The sequence below is a fragment of the Flammeovirga sp. EKP202 genome (assembly GCF_014534745.1).
In the GTDB taxonomy this organism is placed as follows: domain Bacteria; phylum Bacteroidota; class Bacteroidia; order Cytophagales; family Flammeovirgaceae; genus Flammeovirga.
Map to the genome: position 1 here is coordinate 90,296 of NZ_JACVVP010000018.1, position 18,346 is coordinate 108,641.

General features: G+C 36.5%; 14 protein-coding genes. 5 read left to right on the forward strand and 9 right to left on the reverse strand.

Annotated elements, in window-relative coordinates:
• Nucleotides 1-2 precede the first annotated feature (2 nt).
• On the reverse strand, nucleotides 3-596 hold the full coding sequence (gene nrfH / locus IC221_RS12920; RefSeq protein WP_044205878.1) for a cytochrome c nitrite reductase small subunit: 594 nt from the start codon (nucleotides 594-596) through the stop codon (nucleotides 3-5).
• 422 nt (nucleotides 597-1,018) lie between these two features.
• On the opposite strand from nrfH, the gene IC221_RS12925 reads away from it, so the two are divergent.
• The 5 genes from IC221_RS12925 to IC221_RS12945 all read left to right on the forward strand — a co-directional run bounded on the left by IC221_RS12925 (nucleotide 1,019) and on the right by IC221_RS12945 (nucleotide 6,338).
• Nucleotides 1,019-1,516, forward strand: a complete 498-nt coding sequence (locus IC221_RS12925) for a thioredoxin family protein (RefSeq protein WP_223241371.1) — start codon at nucleotides 1,019-1,021, stop codon at nucleotides 1,514-1,516.
• Nucleotides 1,517-1,718: 202 nt separating this feature from the next.
• Nucleotides 1,719-3,443 (forward strand): hypothetical protein, encoded by a 1,725-nt coding sequence (locus IC221_RS12930; RefSeq protein ID WP_188169365.1) that lies wholly within the window; start codon nucleotides 1,719-1,721, stop codon nucleotides 3,441-3,443.
• On the forward strand, nucleotides 3,440-4,438 hold the full coding sequence (locus IC221_RS12935; RefSeq protein ID WP_188169366.1) for a sensor histidine kinase: 999 nt from the start codon (nucleotides 3,440-3,442) through the stop codon (nucleotides 4,436-4,438). The genes IC221_RS12930 and IC221_RS12935 overlap by 4 nt, the downstream gene beginning before the upstream one ends.
• Nucleotides 4,439-4,441: 3 nt before the next feature.
• Complete coding sequence (locus tag IC221_RS12940; RefSeq protein ID WP_188169367.1) at nucleotides 4,442-5,560, forward strand: histidine kinase; 1,119 nt, start codon at nucleotides 4,442-4,444, stop codon at nucleotides 5,558-5,560.
• A gap of 22 nt (nucleotides 5,561-5,582) precedes the next feature.
• On the forward strand, nucleotides 5,583-6,338 hold the full coding sequence (locus IC221_RS12945; protein WP_188169368.1) for a LytTR family DNA-binding domain-containing protein: 756 nt from the start codon (nucleotides 5,583-5,585) through the stop codon (nucleotides 6,336-6,338).
• Nucleotides 6,339-6,414: 76 nt separating this feature from the next.
• On the opposite strand, the gene IC221_RS12950 is transcribed toward IC221_RS12945, so the two are convergent.
• The 8 genes from IC221_RS12950 to IC221_RS12985 all read right to left on the reverse strand — a co-directional run bounded on the left by IC221_RS12950 (nucleotide 6,415) and on the right by IC221_RS12985 (nucleotide 18,319).
• On the reverse strand, nucleotides 6,415-7,863 hold the full coding sequence (locus tag IC221_RS12950) for a hypothetical protein (protein ID WP_188169369.1): 1,449 nt from the start codon (nucleotides 7,861-7,863) through the stop codon (nucleotides 6,415-6,417).
• Between the two features lie 185 nt (nucleotides 7,864-8,048).
• Nucleotides 8,049-9,710: a sulfatase gene (locus IC221_RS12955; protein ID WP_188169370.1), complete on the reverse strand. Its 1,662-nt coding sequence runs from the start codon at nucleotides 9,708-9,710 to the stop codon at nucleotides 8,049-8,051.
• 17 nt (nucleotides 9,711-9,727) lie between these two features.
• Nucleotides 9,728-10,378, reverse strand: a complete 651-nt coding sequence (locus tag IC221_RS12960; RefSeq protein WP_188169371.1) for a bifunctional 4-hydroxy-2-oxoglutarate aldolase/2-dehydro-3-deoxy-phosphogluconate aldolase — start codon at nucleotides 10,376-10,378, stop codon at nucleotides 9,728-9,730.
• On the reverse strand, nucleotides 10,371-11,354 hold the full coding sequence (locus IC221_RS12965) for a 2-dehydro-3-deoxygalactonokinase (RefSeq protein WP_188169372.1): 984 nt from the start codon (nucleotides 11,352-11,354) through the stop codon (nucleotides 10,371-10,373). The genes IC221_RS12960 and IC221_RS12965 overlap by 8 nt, the downstream gene beginning before the upstream one ends.
• A gap of 3 nt (nucleotides 11,355-11,357) precedes the next feature.
• Nucleotides 11,358-12,821, reverse strand: a complete 1,464-nt coding sequence (locus IC221_RS12970) for an aldehyde dehydrogenase family protein (RefSeq protein ID WP_188169373.1) — start codon at nucleotides 12,819-12,821, stop codon at nucleotides 11,358-11,360.
• Complete coding sequence (locus IC221_RS12975) at nucleotides 12,778-13,938, reverse strand: mandelate racemase/muconate lactonizing enzyme family protein (protein ID WP_044205907.1); 1,161 nt, start codon at nucleotides 13,936-13,938, stop codon at nucleotides 12,778-12,780. The genes IC221_RS12970 and IC221_RS12975 overlap by 44 nt, the downstream gene beginning before the upstream one ends.
• A 12-nt stretch (nucleotides 13,939-13,950) precedes the next feature.
• Nucleotides 13,951-15,009 (reverse strand): L-rhamnose/proton symporter RhaT, encoded by a 1,059-nt coding sequence (locus IC221_RS12980; protein ID WP_188169374.1) that lies wholly within the window; start codon nucleotides 15,007-15,009, stop codon nucleotides 13,951-13,953.
• A gap of 55 nt (nucleotides 15,010-15,064) precedes the next feature.
• Nucleotides 15,065-18,319: a glycoside hydrolase family 2 TIM barrel-domain containing protein gene (locus tag IC221_RS12985; RefSeq protein ID WP_188169375.1), complete on the reverse strand. Its 3,255-nt coding sequence runs from the start codon at nucleotides 18,317-18,319 to the stop codon at nucleotides 15,065-15,067.
• Between the last annotated feature and the right edge of the window lie 27 nt (nucleotides 18,320-18,346).

Here is an 18,346-nt window from a genome sequence, read left to right on the forward strand (position 1 = left end):
ATTTATTTTTTATTATTTAAGGCGTCTTTCAGCCAGTTTGGTACAACATTTTTCTTAACATTTTGAACTGGTAGTTGCTCAATTCCCAGTCCAACAGAAGATAAACTTCTTACGCGTCCATGAGGAACTTCACGGTGGCATTCCCAACATGCCCTATCCGTTCTATCATGAAAATTGGAAGGCACCCAAGCGACAGTCTTTGCATCGGTCACTTGATCACCATGGCATCGAATACAATTTTGTTGTACTACTTCTCTGCCAGCCTCATGCATAATAATTGCTTGAGGTTCGCCACGAGTTGTGTAAACATAAGAGTGATACATGCCATCCTTTGCTTTGAAGTAATATTTGGAAGCAAAACTATCTTGTGGAACATGACAGTCGTTGCACGTAGCTCTTTCACGGTGTGAGCTATGCTTCCAACTCTCAAATTGAGGAGTCATCACATGGCAATTGACGCATGTTGTAGGGTCATCTGAGAGGTAAGAATCTACACGTGCTATGTGTGCCGTGTAAAGTGCTAAACCTACAATTGCCCCTACTAAAACAAAGACGACAGGTTGCCATTGCTTAGGAGGTATTAACTTGTTAAACATAAAAGATAATTCTCTTCATTATTTGTATTGAATACTTAACAGTAGCATTTTATCTTATCTACAGAACAAATATGAATAATCCTTTTCATTATTGGTAGATTTAAAATCATCTTTCCCTAATATAGAATGATTCTAAAATAACATACTACAAAAGATATCTAAAGTCTTGATTTTACATGACTTAGACCTTCTTTTTTAGATGACCTGCATCATCTTTTCCAGTGTTAGTAAATGGTGTTATTTAACACCTATTATAATAGAGATATATTTACACTTGTTCACTAAAAAATACAATTTTAAAAATGAGTTTTAAGAGTGATATAAAAACTCATATTTATCTCTTATATTTGTTTCAACAGATGTGACTATATCTTTAAATTTATCAATCATTTTTGATTAGCACATACATTTAAATTGAACAGATGATGAAGAAATTATTATTAATATTACTATTTACTTTTTCACTAGCGGGCTACGTTTCAGCACAAGAAGAAAAAGAGATTCCAAAAATAACGGATAAGGTAAGTAATGAGGGTTGGACCAATGATGCGAATGAGGCTTTTCAATTAGTGGAGAAAGAAAATTATCCTATTCTATTAAACTTTACTGGAAGCGATTGGTGTGGCTGGTGTAAAAAAATCAAATCAGAAATTTTCGATACTAAAGAATTTAAAGCTTGGGTAAAAGAGAATAATGTCATCTTACTGGAACTTGACTTTCCTAAAGGAATCAAACAAAGTGATTTATTAAGATCTCAAAACCAATATTTAGCACAAGAGTTTCAAGTGAGAGGATACCCTACTATTTTTATGATTAAGGGTCAAAAAATGATTCAAACTGGGTATGTGAAAGGAGGACCTGCTAATTGGATTGCAAGTGTTGAAAATGATTTTAAAAACACTCCATCAGATCAAAAATAAGGAATACTATTAATTCCAATCAATGAAAGCTACCTATTATAATGAAGGTGGCTTTTTTTGTGTAAAAAGAATATACATAAAAGGCAAATTACATTTCACTACACAAAAACTACATTTCACTACATCTTATTTTTTTCGTCTTATACCATCCATTACTATTGTATCATCAACATTCTACTAGTGTCAAATTAATATAGTAAACATGAAAAAACTTTTTAGCAACATATTATTTTCAGTATTCATCTACTTACTTACTTCATTTACTTCATCTATTAATGCACAAATTAAGGTAATAGAGATCCCCGGATCAGACAGTACGATTGTCATTAATATAGAGGAGATCAAAGAAGAAGCGAAAAGAATTGCCAAGGAAGCTCAAAAAATTGCAGCAGAGGTGCAAATGGAAGAGATGGAGGAGTTTATCAAAATCATGGTAGAAGCTCCAGAATTAGAGGAAATAGAGATTCATATTGATCAGGAAGCTATTGAAGCTCAAATCCGAAAGGCTGAAGCTCAAGTTAAAATGCATCAAGCAGAAATAGAACGTGCTGCTAGAGAGGCTCAACGTCCTTACCATCGAATGGAGTATACTAACTTTGTTTCATCCTTTAAGTTGGATTACAATGGTAAAATAGCCCTCTCTGAGGATGAAGATGAAATCAAAAGCATCTCTAAAGACGGAAAGTTTGTCATCTCAAAAAGTACATTTGGTAATAAAAGGAAGGTAAGCATAAAACCAGATGAAAATGGAAAGCTCACTTATAAATTCTACGTTGGCAATAGCGAAGTACCTTTTGATCCCGATGGAAAAAAATGGTTAACGGATATTCTTCCTGAAGTAATTAAAAGTTCGACAATAGCTGCCGAAAGTCGACTGAACAATAAAATGAGAGAAGGTGGTGTAGACAAAGCATTGAGATACATCAGTGAGATTTCAGGTCAAAACAACAAAATCACGTTCTACCGTTTATTGATCAGTAGAAAAGACATCAGTGCTGATGAGTTGATCAAAATTACAAAGGACGTCACAAGAAATGTTTCTTCTTCAAGTGAATTATCTGATTACTTTAAGGAAAGCTTTGCCATTTACAACAATAAAAAAGGAATAGATGCCTATTTTAATGGTATTCGACAAATTTCTTCTTCTTATGAAAAAGCGGATTGTTTAACAGAGATTATTGAAACAAAAGACATCAGAGAAAATTTTGATGAGAAACATTGGGAACTTTGGTTAAAAACAACTCAGAGTATCACAAGTTCTTATGAAATGGCAAAAACATTACAAGAAGCATTCAACCATGATGCAACTGGAATGCCTGCTCGCACATTAGAACAGAGTATTAAATATATCAGTTCTTCTTATGAGAAAGCGAATACCATTGAAGCTGCTTTTTCAGAAGCTAACCGTAAAAAATGGAGCGAAGACCAAAACAATGCCTTATTATTAGCGGCAAAGAGTATTAGCTCATCATATGAATTAAAAAACACTTTAGAAGAAGCGTTAGAAAGCTGGAAATACTGGTCGGAAGAAACAAAAAATATATTTTTCCATGTTGCTTCTACTATTTCCTCTTCCTCTGATAAGTCATCGTTATTAAGCGAATTAGAAGATTATAAAATTGAGCATAAGAGTAATATCCATAATTTTTATATGTCTGTAAGAAGTATTACTAGTAGTTATGACTTATCTAGTGTTTTGGAAGACATTGCTTCTTCAGATTACTTCCATGTAGGTCACTATGAAGAATACTTGAATGCGACGACCTCTATCTCATCAAGTTATGATATGAGAGATGCTTTAGAAGAAATCGCTCCTTTCATTATGAAGTCAAAAGATGATGGCTTGATTCAACTTTATAAAGAAAAAGCAAAATTAATCTCTTCTTCATACGACAGAGAAAAAGCGATGGAGGCGCTTGAAAGATGAAAAATATAACTCCCAATATCGTCTTTGTTCTGTTAGGTATAAGCTTATACACTTATTTTCTATATGACCCAGAACCACAAGTCGCTCCTTTTGTCAATGATATTGAAACATTTTTGTGGTTTGCTTTTGGGGCGACACTCTTTGTGATTGGTGGTGCTATTCCTAATTATCTCTACAGAAAGAAAAGTATTTTATATCAAGTGATCTCTAGAGGAATTGGTTCTATTATCGTTTTTATACCGCTTTATTACAGTCTTCGTTATTTTATGAAGCAATATTTTGAGCCAATTTTTATTTTTGATATTTCCACCAAAATCATCATCCTATTCACAGTACTTTTAATCGCTATACTGGTCATAGAGTTTTTGGTGATTGCTTATCAAGAATATTCATCACAACATATTTATGTGATACAAAACAAAAGAAAGGCCTCCGAACTTAGATTAGAAGCTTTGAAAGATCAGTTAAGTCCACACTATTTATTCAATAGTCTCAATACTGTAGCGTATCTTGTCACAAGTAATGCAAACCAAGCTGAGAAATATATTAGAAGCATTGCAAAAACCTATCAATATGTGATGCGATATGCCAATCAGCCTTTGATTTCTGTTCAAGAGGAAATACAACTAGTCAAAGCTTTTGCATTTCAATTAAAAACCCGTCATGGTGAAAGTGTTTCTATTGATATTGATAACAATGTAAGCCTTATCAGTGGAAATATACCTCCTCTTTCTATTCAAATGTTGGTAGAGAATGCGGTAAAACACAATGTACTCTCCGATAAAGCTCCTGTTTACATCAGCATAAAATACGATGAGAAAGAAAAATCAATTATCGTTTCGAATAACATCACAAAGACACCTCGAAAACGGAGTTCTACAAAAGTAGGTCTTGAAAATATTAAAGAGAGATATGCTTTGATGAATCAAAATCAAATCACTATCCATAAATTACCTGAAAAATATACTGTGCAACTTCCTCTTTTAAGTTCTTAGATTATGTTACACCATATTTGGAATAAATCAGCTATCTATTACAGAATATTCTATCCTTTTTTTTCGGGTAGTGTTACGTATTTTTTGTTATTACTGACCTTCAATAGAATTGGAGAGCTTTCTGAATCTTACTTTAGAGCGGAATGGCTAGTCTGTATTGTTTTTGCATACTTTTGGAATACCTCTGTACTTATCTCTTCTCGGTTTATTGGGCAGAAAATCAAGTTTATCTCCTCCATTACAGAACAGGTTACATATCATGTCATTGGTGTTTCTATTTTTAGTAGCATTATTATAGGCATTGTAATTTATTCCTATTTCTATTATCTCATTGGATATACTAGTATTGACAATTTCCTCTCTGAGATGTACGTGCTTCAGGGGTTGTTTTTATTTCAGACATTTATTTATGAATGTGCTTGGTGGGGAGCAACATTAATTGAATTGAAAAATGAAACGATTAATAAGGAAGAGGATCGTAGAGCTGCGTATATCTCAAAAGAAATGCGATTATTTGCAGAAGATGCCAACCTTCCTTTGCTCTATGAAACATTAGAAACCTTAATTGGACTGGCTTATAAAGATCCAGATCATGCGGAGGATTATGCTGAAAAACTCGCCAAAGTGTACAGGAATACAATCAATAATAGGAAAGAAGAATTTGTATCCATCAAAGAAGCAGTAAAAACCACAAAAGACGTATTGCAGCTTCTGACAGATGCACGTTCGGGGGGAATAACAGCAGAATTTAATGTAGATGAAAAATTGTCGGAAGAATTGGTTATTCCTCCCGTTATTTTATCTCGTTTAGTAGTTGCCATTGCAAGTGATCATATTGCCACTCCAATCCAACCATTACATCTAAAATTTTACATTGAAGAAGAGTCTCTGCTTGTCGTTGCTCACAGTTGCAATGAAAAAATTGACAAACCCGATGCTTTAAAAGAGGTAATGCAATCTTTGGAAGAAACATTCCGAATTTATACCAAAACACCTATATTGAGAATCAAAAAAGGAAAAGAATGCCTAATTAAACTTCCTGCATTTCAAGTTGAAAATAAAAATTGGAAAAAAGATCGTGATGCACAAGTATCTACCGGTGACCAATCTCTCTTTCAATAACTAAATTAAATAACATCGAAATATGAAAGCCTTAATAATTGAAGACGAAAAGCCCGCTCAAGCTAAACTTAAAAGACAACTCTCTAAAACTCCTTTTGATATTGAAGTTGTAGATACTATTGATAATGTAGAAGAGGCTTGCTCATGGCTAGAAGAACAGCAAGAGAGCATTGATTTGGTGTTTATGGATATCCACCTTACTGATGGAATTGCTTTTGATATTCTTTCAAACGTCACCGTTACAACGCCTATTATTTTCACTACAGCATATGATGAGTATGCTCTAGATGCTTTTAAAGTAAATAGCATTGACTACCTTTTAAAGCCTGTAGACTACGAAGCTTTAACGAAAGCACTTCAAAAACTTCAGGTACTCCAAAACAACCAAGACCATACCGCTACAGGACAAATTGATGCTCTTTTAGATACTTACAATCAGAAGTTCAAGAAAAGATTTATGGTAAGAGTAGGTGATAATATTAAAAGTATTCAAACCGAAGAAATTGCAGCTTTTGGGGCAGAAAGTAGGGATACATTTTTATATACCACTGAAGGCCGACGCTATATTGTCGACTTCAAAATGGAACAGTTGGAGGAAATGTTAGATCAAAATGAATTCTATAGAACGGGCAGAAGTTTCATTATCCATAGAAATTCGATTACCAATATTCAAAAGCACTCCAATAGCCGTCTTTTGGTGGACCTAGCTATTGAAACTCACAAAGAAATCATTGTGGGTAGAGATAAAGTGAAGGATTTTAAAGAGTGGATTTCTTAATAACAATAAGATAGATGGTTCGTGAGACGCAATGCATTTCGTCTCACAAACCACCATATAATCATCAAGGAATATTCTACAAATCGCCTACAACAAAAGAATCCAAAATATACTCTTTTCCTTCTTCATCCCTGACCACAACTTTCAATTGAGAAAAAGATTTCTCTAAAGCTATATCAACATCAATACCTTTTAAGGGAGATACAGTTTTCACCTTCATTTCCTCTATGATTTTTTCTTGATCATTCAAAGCGATCAAATACAACTCACCTTTTATAAAAGTGCCATATTGGGCTGTAATGTGATTTGTCTGTTTATCAAAGTGAAGTCGCTTTGTGATTACTCCAGTTTCATTGACTGAAAGTAAAGGAAGGCTTAAAACTTTTGCGGCTGCATGCGTTTCTTTAAATGTAACAGTTTCTTTTCCTTTTAAAGTATAAATCGGTGTTTTCACTTCAGTTTCTAAATATCCAGTAGCCATACCACTGTTGAATACTGCAATGTTGACTCCATGATCATACTCTAATTGAGGATTGTATTTCTCAAACGTTTTGACAAAAACAGTGTTTTCTAATTTATTAGCATAAGCAATCCATGATTCAGATGAGATCATATGGAAACCACCCATCAGGTTATAATCAAAATGAATTTCAAAAATACCCGGAGCTACTTCACCTGTCCAATTTGTACCGATATTATAGTACTTCTCCACATGTTCAGGGTTGTTTTTATCTAAAGGGAAACGGTTTCTATTGACATATCTCCAATGAGATTCTGGAGTCACTCCGATATGGTATTGCTCTCCATCTTTCATTTTATATTTTGGACTGAAAGGAATATAGGCCACAAAATTTTCGCCGTCTTGTAGTTTTACATCCGACCATGATTGATGCTGACTTGTGGTCATAATCCCTCTGTTGATGGTCTCCTCTCCTACATTTGTTAATGTATGAATGTAATACACTTTACTTGAGTTTTTCTCAATCATTAATGAGCGTTCGTAGGTGAAAGCTTCTTCCACTTTTGAAGGCTTTGTAAATGTTTTGTCTTTAGGAATCCATTTAGGAACTGGTAAATGTTGTTCACCTGATTTCACCGTAATCCCTACTTTGTCTTCCAATTCCTTTATGTCAGTAATTGAGTAAGGAGCATCGCCAATAGTTACAGGAGGTGGCCACCTTTTTGAGCGATCCCCATTTTTACCTAAAGCACAATTTTCTACGGGTGTTGGTACCAAGCGATAACCACCAAAATTTCTCCATTCATTCATTTTCACCTTTTCAGAGTTGGAGTATTTTTGGCCAAACTCCTTTGGGTTGATCCATAAAGATTGAATGTCTCCTAGATTGTACTCCAAGACTCTACCTGCCGCGTCTGGAACGACCGCAAGACTAATAAACTCGTTGGTCAAAACGTAGGTCTCTTCCCACTTCCAACCTTTGTAATTGTCCACTTTCTTAATAGCTTGTGCGTGACTAAAGTGGCAAAAAAATAATAGTAATAAAACATTTAAAACTGTCTTCATTGAGCAATTGAGGTTTATGCAGTCCTGTAAAGTTTATCCAATAAGCCGATAAAAAGCACATTTCTACGATTGATTTAAAATGATTAAAAAGGGCCCATTTTAAAAGAAAAGAGGCCCTTCTAAGCTATAATTAAGTCACACACACGTTCAAGTACAGAGTAGGTAAGTACGATACTTACAAAGTCTTATATTTCTTTATTTTGGGCTTTATTACCTTCCCAACCTTTGTTGAATTGAGCGACTAACTCTTCTACCAATTCAGGCTGCTGCTTGGCAATATTCACAGTTTCTTTAGGGTCCTTTTCATGATCGAATAACTCGATAAACAAAGGTTCCTTGTCTTTATTTTTTCGATCTTTCCATAATACCAACTTGTAGCGTTGCGTTTTCATCGCATACCCCATCAAGTCATTTTCAAAAAACTTTCTATTCCATTTGTCTTTCATCACCGCCTTGATGTTGGCTTCCACGTCTTCAATCAATGGTCCAAAGTAAGTTTCTCTCATTCCTTTTGAAAGTGGATTAGCGGCCCATTCTCTTAACGCTGGATTAGGGAAAGCAGAGAATACTGCTGATTTCCATTCCATATTTGGATTCTCTAATAATGGAGCGAAAGATTGTCCTTCTAAATGTTCTGGCTTTTCCAACCCTGCCAAATCACACAATGTCGGGTACATATCCACCAACTCCACCAAAGCATCAGTCTTCACTCCTCTACTTTTTTCAGATTGATCAGGTGTCCAAACGATCAATGGAACTCTTGTAGCTATATCATAATTGGTCGCTTTACACCACACACCCATTTCTCCTAAGTGGAAACCATGGTCAGACCATAACATTACAATCGTATTGTCTAACATTTCCAATTCATCCAATGCCTCCAATAGCTTACCTACTTGAGCATCGATATAACTAGCTGTTGCCAAATACCCATGTTTAAGGTCGCGAGCTAAAGTATCAGGAATTTCACCATATTTTGGAATGTTGGAACGCACTCTTAATTCAAAAGAAGCATGCAATCCCATTGGGGCACCATCAATTGGACCTTTAATCTGGTTTGTTAGTTTGATCTCTTCTTGATCATACATATCCCAATATTTTTTTGGAGCTAGAAAATCAAGGTGTGCTGCAATATATCCTACCCCTAAAAACAACGGTTTTTTGGATTTTGAAGCTTTGTGCTCTTTCATGATGTGAATGGCCATATCCGTATTCACACCATCGATATAAGCGTTATCTTGAACATCTACACATTCAAATGCAGGACCCATTCCCAAACCATGTTGGTCACCGTATTTCGCCTTCATTTTTGCTTTGTTTTCCTTAAAAGTTCTGATGTTGTCAGGGTCCACAAATTTCTCTACTAAGGCATTCACTTTGTAACCAAGTGCATTGTAATCGGGTTTCATTGACCAAGATTTCTCTTGATCTGAGAACTTACCATGATACACTTTTCCGCAGTTGACAGTCTCATAACCGTTTTCCTTGAAGTGCTGAGGAAGCGTAATGATATCAGGGTTTTCATCTCTGAAGTAAGTATAATTTTCAATCACATTGATGGTCTCTGGCCTAGCACCTGTCATCAAACTAGCTCTTGATGGACTACAAATAGATTGTTGGCAATAGGCCTTATTAAATTGAAGTCCTCTTTTAGCCAATTGATCAATATTAGGTGTTTTTGCCACTTCAGAACCATACGTCCCCATTTCAGGTCTGAGGTCATCAAATGAAATAAAAAGAATATTTGGTTGCTGTACTTCCGTTTTTTGATCGATTTTTTTGAAGCTACAAGCCCCTAAAAGACCTAATAAAAGAAAGAGTAAAGCTTTATATAAAAATTGATGCATTGTTGTAGTATTTTATATCATGCAGTTTGAAAAGCAGACTCATAAGCACTTTTCACTGCCTTCAAATGATCGTATAGTTGTTGTTCGTACCCCTTTGCCATGAATTGCTTAGGAAAGAGAGAGCTTCCCATCCCAACGCCCACAACTCCCAATTGGAAGAAATCGGTAATATTATTTAAATCTACTCCTCCTGTAGGCAACAACGGAATTGTATTCAGTGGTGCCATCACATCTTTAATGTACCCTATCCCAAATTGAGAGCTTGGAAATACTTTTACGGCAGTAGCCCCGGCTGTCCATGCTTTATGAATTTCCGTTGGTGTTAGTGCCCCAGGAAAAACAGGTATATCAAGCGATTTACACTTTTTGATGACTTCTTCATTCGTAACTGGAGTCACAATAAATTGAGCTCCACTTTCTAAAGCTTTATTTAAGCCTTCCATATCACAAACGGTACCTGCTCCAACATTTAGCTGAGGATATTCGGCAGAAAGCTTTTGGATCATCTCCGTAGCCCCTTCCGTATTCATTGTGATTTCAATTGTTGAAAAACCAGCATTGATATAGATCGGAATGATTCTGTCTAAGGTTTCATGATCCACACCTCTTAAGATGCCCACTACAGGTGCCTGTTGAAATCGTTCTTGAGAAAATTGAGTATTAGACATAATTATTTAAAACTTTTCGTTGACCAATTAGTAATGCTTTTTCGAGTACTTCATCCTTGATGAATTGAATCTCTTTTTGCATTACTTCTTCTAAAGCAATGCGATATAGTTTACCTAAAACACCATTTGCCGCCATGCTGATGTGTTCCTCTACTTCTTTCAAATAAGTCAGTTCCTCGCCAATCATCAATCCGCTTAAGAAGTAGTAATTCTCAATTTTAACCTTCTGAGGATTTACACTTTCATTACGCTCAAAGTAGTCGTTTTGCATTAAGTCTTTTGCTCGAATTGAAAAGAGTGAGGAAGACAAATTACCCTCCATTCCTTTTTTCACCCCTGCAACAAATGCAGGCTTGTATTTTTGATCAAAAGAAGCTCTTTGAATGGAAACACTCAGAATACTTTGAGAAGAAATTAAGTCGAAAATTTCTCCTGTCATGAACGTTTTGAAATCATTAAAAATGCCTTTTGCATATGTAATATGCTTACTATGCGTACCCGGCAGTAATAAAACCCCTTTGGATTCGATGGGCAAGTAATCCGTCAGACCTACAGCTTGTATCTCTTCCCCTCTCATCACATCAGTTTTGGTTTTCACACCAGAAACTAATACTAATGAAAGGTCTTTTTCTAAAGTGATGGACTTACTGAATAGGTTCTGACCATACGCATCAATAGGCATTTGAGCATAACTCAATTCCTGCAACCCAATCGATGATGAAGCCATGCCTGAAGCAACGATGTAGTTACTCTGTCTTTCCTCATCAATTTCCTTTAATTGCTTCGTCAAATACTCTGAAAAAAATTGAGATTGACTCGTGGTCGAATTTGCAGAAAACTCTTGATACAATGCTTTTACCCCCTTATTCGTTTTGTGCTCTTTTACGACATCCAAAGAGTCTGTATCAATCAGACGTAATCTAAAATTAGAAGTACCCCAATCACAACTCACAAACTGTTTAGGTAAACTACTCATGGCCTATATCTTTTTAGAAATACGTTTCAAAATCAAATAATCATCCAAAGCATACTTTGAACAATCCATGCTTATACCACTATTCTTCACACCTAAATGAGGAAGATTGATATCGTATTTCACACCATTTTGCTGTACTTCACCAAACTCAAGCTTTTGAGCAAATTCATCTAAAATAGCCTCATCTTCAGAGAAAATATAAGAAGCCAAACCAGCAGTAGAGTCATTAGCGTATTCCAGAACTTCTTCTTTGCCTTCAAACTTCATGATTACGCACACTGGGCCGAAAACTTCATGTTGTAAGATATAAGCATTTCTGTCTGTCATTTCTATCACTGTTGGCGCATAATAACATCCTGCTTTATCAAGAGTTGTTCCTCCTGCTAAAATCTTTCCTCCTTCTTTTACACACTCACTCACAAAATGCTGAACCGACTCTAATTGGGCTTTATTCGCTAATGGTCCCATGTCCACTTCCTCTTCTTTATAATAACCCACTCTCGTGTCAATTGCACGTTGTACTAATTGCTCTTTGAAGCTATCATATACACTGTTTTGGATGTAAAAACGGTTAGGCGCCACACATACTTGACCTGCATTCCCACCAAATTTAATCGCTGCTGTAATATCTAAAGCATCTTGCATATTACCATCTTCAAAAAGGATAAACGGTGCATTGCCACCACACTCCATAGAGTATCTTTTGATAGATGTTTTGATAGATTGCTCGATTAATTTCTGAGCTGTAAAAGTTGACCCAATCATAGTAATCAATTGTGGAATTGTACTTTCACACAATGGAATACCTACATTTTTTCTATTGCCATGCAATACGGTAATGACACCTTTTGGGAAATCAATCTCATGAGCTAATTCAGCAATAATGGAAGCTGAAATGGCCGAAGATTCAGAAGCTTTAATAATGATAGAACACCCTGCCGCTAAAGCTGGTCCCAATTTGAACCCTAAGTTCAATAAAGGGAAGTTCCATGCTAAAAATGCAGTAACTACACCCAATGGCTGATAGACCATTTGATGCGTGTGTGTACCTTGTCTGTCTTTGATCTCAAATCCTTCTTTTACTTTAATCTCCTCTGCATAAAACTCCAACGCGTCAGTGATACTATTGATATCCTCTTCTGATGCCGCCCATGTTTTACCCATCTCATGACAAACAGCTTCTCTCAATAAATCCGCATTATCTATCAGTTGCTGTCTCAATTTCATCATCCATCCCACACGTTCCTCTACTGACAAACGAGACCAAGACTTGAAACCTTCTTGTGCTGTTTTTAATGCATATTGAGTATCTTCTAAAGTAGCTTGTGCCAAAGTAGCCACCGGTTGGTTATTGGCAGGACATACTAATGAAGATACTTCATTGGAATGTCCGTTTACCAATCTACCGTTTATATATAGTTTTTTATGACCAAACTGTAGCTGTTTCTCTTCTATTGTTGATTGCATATTTTTCTAAATAATTTTGGTTAACATCTATTCCTAATCCTGGAAGTTGAGGAACTTTAATTTCCCCATTTTCCACTTTAATGGCGTGCGTTACTACATCGTCACGTAATGGATTTTCCGTACGGTCCAGCTCTATCATTGGAGCGTTTCTGTACATTCTCCCAGGGTTTTGATCTAAGTTGGAAACAAAGTGAATCGCCGCACTGATGGCAATCCAAGTGCCCCATGAGTGAGGTACAATATCTTTGTGATAACTTGATGCTAGTGTAGCAATACGCTTCATTTCTGTCAGTCCACCAGTTGCACACAAGTCTGGCTGAGCAATGTCTACAGCATTGGCATCAAACAATCTTTTGAAACCGTGCTTTAAGTACTCACATTCACCTCCTGCAATTGGAATGGAAGTATTTTCCCTCAACTTAGCGTACCCTTTATAATCTTCGGGGTGAACTGGTTCTTCAAACCACCCAATATTTAAATGCTCTATCTTATTACACAATTCCAATGCTTCTCTATAATTGTAAGCATGGTTGGAATCGATCATTAAGCGTACATCATCTCCTAATTCTTCTTTTAAGAGATGGATATAATGCAGGTCTTTTTCTAATCCTAAACCAACCTTCATCTTGGCTGCTTTGAACCCTTCTCTTTTATAGAATTGAGCTTCTTCTCTCAGATCATCATCCAAAGTGGGTGAATTTGTGAAATAGAATCCTGTTGCATATGGATGGATAATTTCATTTTTTACGCCTCCCAATAACACTGAGACAGGCTGATTCAAAACCTTTCCTTTACAATCCCAAATTCCTACATCAATGGCACTGATCGCCGCATTGAAAATTCCACTTCGACCAAAATCCAACGTTCTCAAATACATGTTTTGCCAGATCTTCTCGTTCTCCAAAACATTTTCCCCAATCACAAATGGCTTTAAGAAATTGATCCCTGTTTCAATCATATCAGCAGGTCCGTAGCCTTCCCCCCAACCGTAAGTACCATCTTCTAAAATGATCTTTACTAAACAGATTTTTCTTGCTTTGTAATCCCACTGCGAGAAGTAAAAAGGCTTCTCTAAGTCCTGTGCTATTACATAAGGTATAATATCTACTATTTTCATATTGGCTTCGTTTTAAATGTTGGAGTAGCCTAAAATGCATGTTGCGAAAATCAACACGGCTAATCCACCTAATAATTGTTTGAATGGCTTTTGAGCACCATCCCATTCTCCCATTCTATAACCCCAGACATTACTGATGATAAGAGAAATACCCAGCATCATTGGCCATCCGATTACAGCTCCAAGCTTACCCATCAAAGCAGCACCTTGACCGTACACTCCTAATGCAGCAAACCAGAATAAGCCTGCTAGAATGGACCACATGTAAGCTTTTCCGCTTCCTTTTACACTGAAACCAGACCATGAATTGTTTTTTACCAATTGATAAATGGCATAACCTGCATTCATGATGTAAGCTCCAACTAATACCACTACCCATGCCACTAAACTTGCATCTGTAGCGTTTGCATTATATTTATTGACTGCGATGTCTACAATTGGTGAGGCATTGGAGAATCCTACATTCAACAAGGCTGAAAGAACACCACATGCCACTGCAATCATAACTCCTACTTTGATCGATTTCTTGACTGTGGTTACTGCCACTTCAGGAGCAACTAACGTATCGCCATCTTCATAATCTTCTACCTCTTTTACTTCCTCCACTTTCGACAATCTATCTCTTTGTACTCCAGCATAAGCAGTAATTGCAACTCCCACTAACAACAAGGCAACACCTGCTAAAACGATGGTATAGTTTTCTGGCAAAGTCTCCATCTGTGCTAACGGGATCAATGAACCCATTGAAGCTGCTAATCCCATCACAATACCGTAAGTGATACTGATTCCTGTGTACTCAACACTCATTCCGAATAGGATACCTCCAATTCCCCACAAGAAACCGAAGAACATAGCGATCATTAAAACGTCGTTACTGGTCTCCATAATGATGTTAAACGTGTCAGGTATAGCGATTACTGACCATGCCATAGGGAAAATGATCATTGCTACAGTAGCGTGGAGGATCCACCAATTTTCCCATTTCAATGGAGAAATATGTTTCATGCCCAAACCAAATGTACCTTGAAAAAAGCTGGCACAAAGGATAAGAATAATTGCTAGTAAATTCATTTCAATGTTCTTTTTTGCTTAAAAAATGTTTGTCTTGATCCGATTTCAGCTCCAATTACTGACTTAATCGGTCTGTGTTTAAATTACTTCCAAGAGTAAATTCTAAAGTGTAGTTCCCTGACGGATGTTTCTGATAAGCAAGAGGTTTGGCCTGCATGCCTCCAACTCCCGCTTGAAACAAATCTATATTTAAAGTGTAGTAATCTTGTTTCTGTAAGTCAAAAGGATGTTTTGCCTCGTCAATATTCTCAATGGTGTAAGGCCATACTGAGAAGTTGAATAAACCTTTGACCATCAAGTTTCTCTTTCCTTTTTGAGCAGAAAGCTTTAGCCACCTTACATCTGTGTGATTTCCATTTTCTTGAGGCATTACATAGTTATAGAATAGCTCATCTGTAGGTTGAGAATATAAACCAACCTTCACCGCACGTTTTCTATCTTCATAACTTTCCCAAGGACCATTTCCGAAATAAGCAGTGCTGTTATACTGTCCTGAAACACCCATTGTTACACCAAATTTTGGAAGTTCTGGAAGTTTTTCATCTGCTTGCAAATCCAATTTTACTCCAATGTTTCCATCGTTGAAAACAGTGTAGGTTGTTGTCAAATGGATCTTTTCAGTATGTTTTTGATGTACAATTACTTGTTGTGTGTTATTGTCAACCTTCACTAATTCCACTTTTTCTGTTTCCATTTTATTAGAGGCCTCTTTCCATACTTTCATCTTGTATTGAAATTTTCTAAAACGGGAATCATTATCCGTTAATGGACGCCAGAAATTAGGTTTAAGTGGTGTTAAAAGCACATCAATACCCTCTTTGTTGTATGTTTTAAGATGACCTGTTTCAGCATCAAATTGAATCTTAAAATTCTTCCCAGAGAATGTAATTCCATGATCTGCTTTTTGTACTTCTAACGCAGACTTGCTTTTTGAAACGTGTTGATATACGTCTACACTTTGTAATTGCAGGTGTTCATGAGCAATTTCATACCCTTTCTTGCACCATTTTCTATCCTTCGTTTCGTGCAACGTTAATCTTAACCAATATTCTTTGTTCGGTTTGATTTTGTTCGCATCAAAAGGCACTTCAATAGCTTTGCTTTGTTTTGGAGCAAGGTCAATATTCAATAAGTTGCCTGATTGAACGACTTTACCTTCTTCTTGTAACTCCCATCTGATTTCATATTGATTTAAGTTGGTGAAATCAAATCGGTTGATCACGTTAATGGATTGAAGCGCTAACTCAGATCTTTCAAATACAATAGGCTGGAAGACATATTTTACTTCCCAAGCATGAGGATTAGGCTTTTTATCTGGAGAGAAAACTCCATTAATACAGAAATTAGTATCGTTTGGCAAATCACCGAAGTCTCCACCATAAGCGTAAAATTCGTTACCCTCTTTATCCTTTTTCACCAAACCTTGATCAATCATATCCCAAATAAATCCACCGATCAGATTTTTATGAGAACGTATAGCATCCCAGTAATCACCCAACGTTCCCAATGAGTTCCCCATACCGTGAACATATTCACAAAGAATCATTGGTCGATTGATATAAGGTGAAGTGGCCAAGTTTTCAATTTGATCAATTCGAGCATACATTCTACTGATTACATCAACATAAGAAGGATCTCTTGGGTTGGCCATAAACGGTGCCCTATTGATCGCTTTAATGGCTTTTTTATCGTCTTTATAATTCGGATGTGTCGGGTCTCCTTGTGCTCCTTCATAATGAATAAATCTTGAAGGGTCATAATCTTTCACCCAAGCAGAAGCGGCTGCAAAAGCAGGTCCTGTTCCCGCTTCATTTCCCAGCGACCAAGAAATCACACAAGGATGGTTTTTATCTCTTTCTACCATTCTGATCACTCTATTCAAAATAGCTGCAGGCCATCTAGGGTTTTGAGGAATATAAGAACCCAAAGCATGTGCTTCAACGTTGGCTTCATCCATCACATAAATACCATATTCGTTACAAAGCTGATAGAAATAAGGATCATTAGGGTAATGTGAAGTTCGGACTGCGTTAAAGTTGAACTGTTTCACCAACTCCATATCTTTTTTGATATCTTCTCTCGTCAAAGCTTTTCCTCTGACAGGGTCATGGTCGTGACGATTGACACCCATAATTTTCACTTCCTCACCGTTGATTAATAATTCATTATTTTTTCCGAATTCTACTTGTCTGAAACCAATCTTTTGAGTTCTCGCTTCAACAACCTCATTCTCTGGATTTGTCATTTCAAAAACCAATTGATAGAGGTAGGGATCTTCTGCTGACCATTTATGAGGAAGACGAACGTTGGCTTCCAACATTCCAAACTTATTGATATCTCGTTGAGGCCATCTTTCATTATAAATTTCATCTACAGAAATCTGTAATTTCTCTTTGAATACAGGACGTTGTTGTTCATCATAAAGCTGTGCCTTAACGGTCCATTCCTTTAATGAAGCGGTTGGAGATTTCACCCATACTCTTGGACGGATGGATAGCGTAGCATCTTGTAATTGAGCATCAAATTTTGTCTTGACAAAGAAATCATCGACTGCAATTTTGGGTTGTGCCAAAAGCATTACTTCCCTATGAATACCACTCAAACGCCACATATCTTGATCTTCAAGGTAACTGCCATCAGACCATCTGAATACTTGCACCGCCAAACGGTTTTTGCCTTCCTTCAAATAAGATGTAATATCAAACTCTGCCGCCAATCTACTTCCTTGGCTGTAGCCTACTTTCTCTCCATTGACCCACACATAAAAAGCCGAAGATACACCTCCAAAATGCAGAATAACGGATTGATCTTCCCATGCTGCTGGCACTTCAAATTCCTTTAGATAACTCCCTACTGGATTATCTCTGTAGATATAAGGAGGCTTTGGAGGTTGAGGGCCTAAATAAGTTGACTGTTTAATAGACTTCTTGGCCAACTCTACAATGTTAGGAGTAAAAGGGTAAATAATATTAGTGTAGATCGGCTGACCGTAGCCTTGAAGTTCCCAATTAGAAGGCACTGGAATTTCAGCCCAGTCTTTTGCTTTGTAATTGTTTTGATAAAAGTCCAATGGGCGGTCTTCTTCTTTTTCGACAAAGTTGAACTTCCATTGACCATTCAGAAATAGTACTCTACTTTTGCTTCTATCATCTTCTAAAGCTAGTTCAGTGGAAGAATAAGAGTAAGTAGGCACCCTTGACGATAATTTATTTTCCTCAAACATCAATTCATTTTCCCAGTCATTGGTCTGACCGTAGAGTGCTTGAGCGAGAAGGAGTAATAATGGAACAGTAATAAATTTTAGTTTCATAATAGTTATCTATTCATTTCAAAAAAT

Bases quoted from the DNA above. Each gene is read 5' to 3' on its own strand.
- nrfH (WP_044205878.1), bottom strand. From the start codon at position 596: ATGTTTAACAAGTTAATACCTCCTAAGCAATGGCAACCTGTCGTCTTT.
- IC221_RS12925 (WP_223241371.1), top strand. From the start codon at position 1,019: ATGATGAAGAAATTATTATTAATATTACTATTTACTTTTTCACTAGCG.
- IC221_RS12930 (WP_188169365.1), top strand. From the start codon at position 1,719: ATGAAAAAACTTTTTAGCAACATATTATTTTCAGTATTCATCTACTTA.
- IC221_RS12935 (WP_188169366.1), top strand. From the start codon at position 3,440: ATGAAAAATATAACTCCCAATATCGTCTTTGTTCTGTTAGGTATAAGC.
- IC221_RS12940 (WP_188169367.1), top strand. From the start codon at position 4,442: ATGTTACACCATATTTGGAATAAATCAGCTATCTATTACAGAATATTC.
- IC221_RS12945 (WP_188169368.1), top strand. From the start codon at position 5,583: ATGAAAGCCTTAATAATTGAAGACGAAAAGCCCGCTCAAGCTAAACTT.
- IC221_RS12950 (WP_188169369.1), bottom strand. From the start codon at position 7,863: ATGAAGACAGTTTTAAATGTTTTATTACTATTATTTTTTTGCCACTTT.
- IC221_RS12955 (WP_188169370.1), bottom strand. From the start codon at position 9,710: ATGCATCAATTTTTATATAAAGCTTTACTCTTTCTTTTATTAGGTCTT.
- IC221_RS12960 (WP_188169371.1), bottom strand. From the start codon at position 10,378: ATGTCTAATACTCAATTTTCTCAAGAACGATTTCAACAGGCACCTGTA.
- IC221_RS12965 (WP_188169372.1), bottom strand. From the start codon at position 11,354: ATGAGTAGTTTACCTAAACAGTTTGTGAGTTGTGATTGGGGTACTTCT.
- IC221_RS12970 (WP_188169373.1), bottom strand. From the start codon at position 12,821: ATGCAATCAACAATAGAAGAGAAACAGCTACAGTTTGGTCATAAAAAA.
- IC221_RS12975 (WP_044205907.1), bottom strand. From the start codon at position 13,938: ATGAAAATAGTAGATATTATACCTTATGTAATAGCACAGGACTTAGAG.
- IC221_RS12980 (WP_188169374.1), bottom strand. From the start codon at position 15,009: ATGAATTTACTAGCAATTATTCTTATCCTTTGTGCCAGCTTTTTTCAA.
- IC221_RS12985 (WP_188169375.1), bottom strand. From the start codon at position 18,319: ATGAAACTAAAATTTATTACTGTTCCATTATTACTCCTTCTCGCTCAA.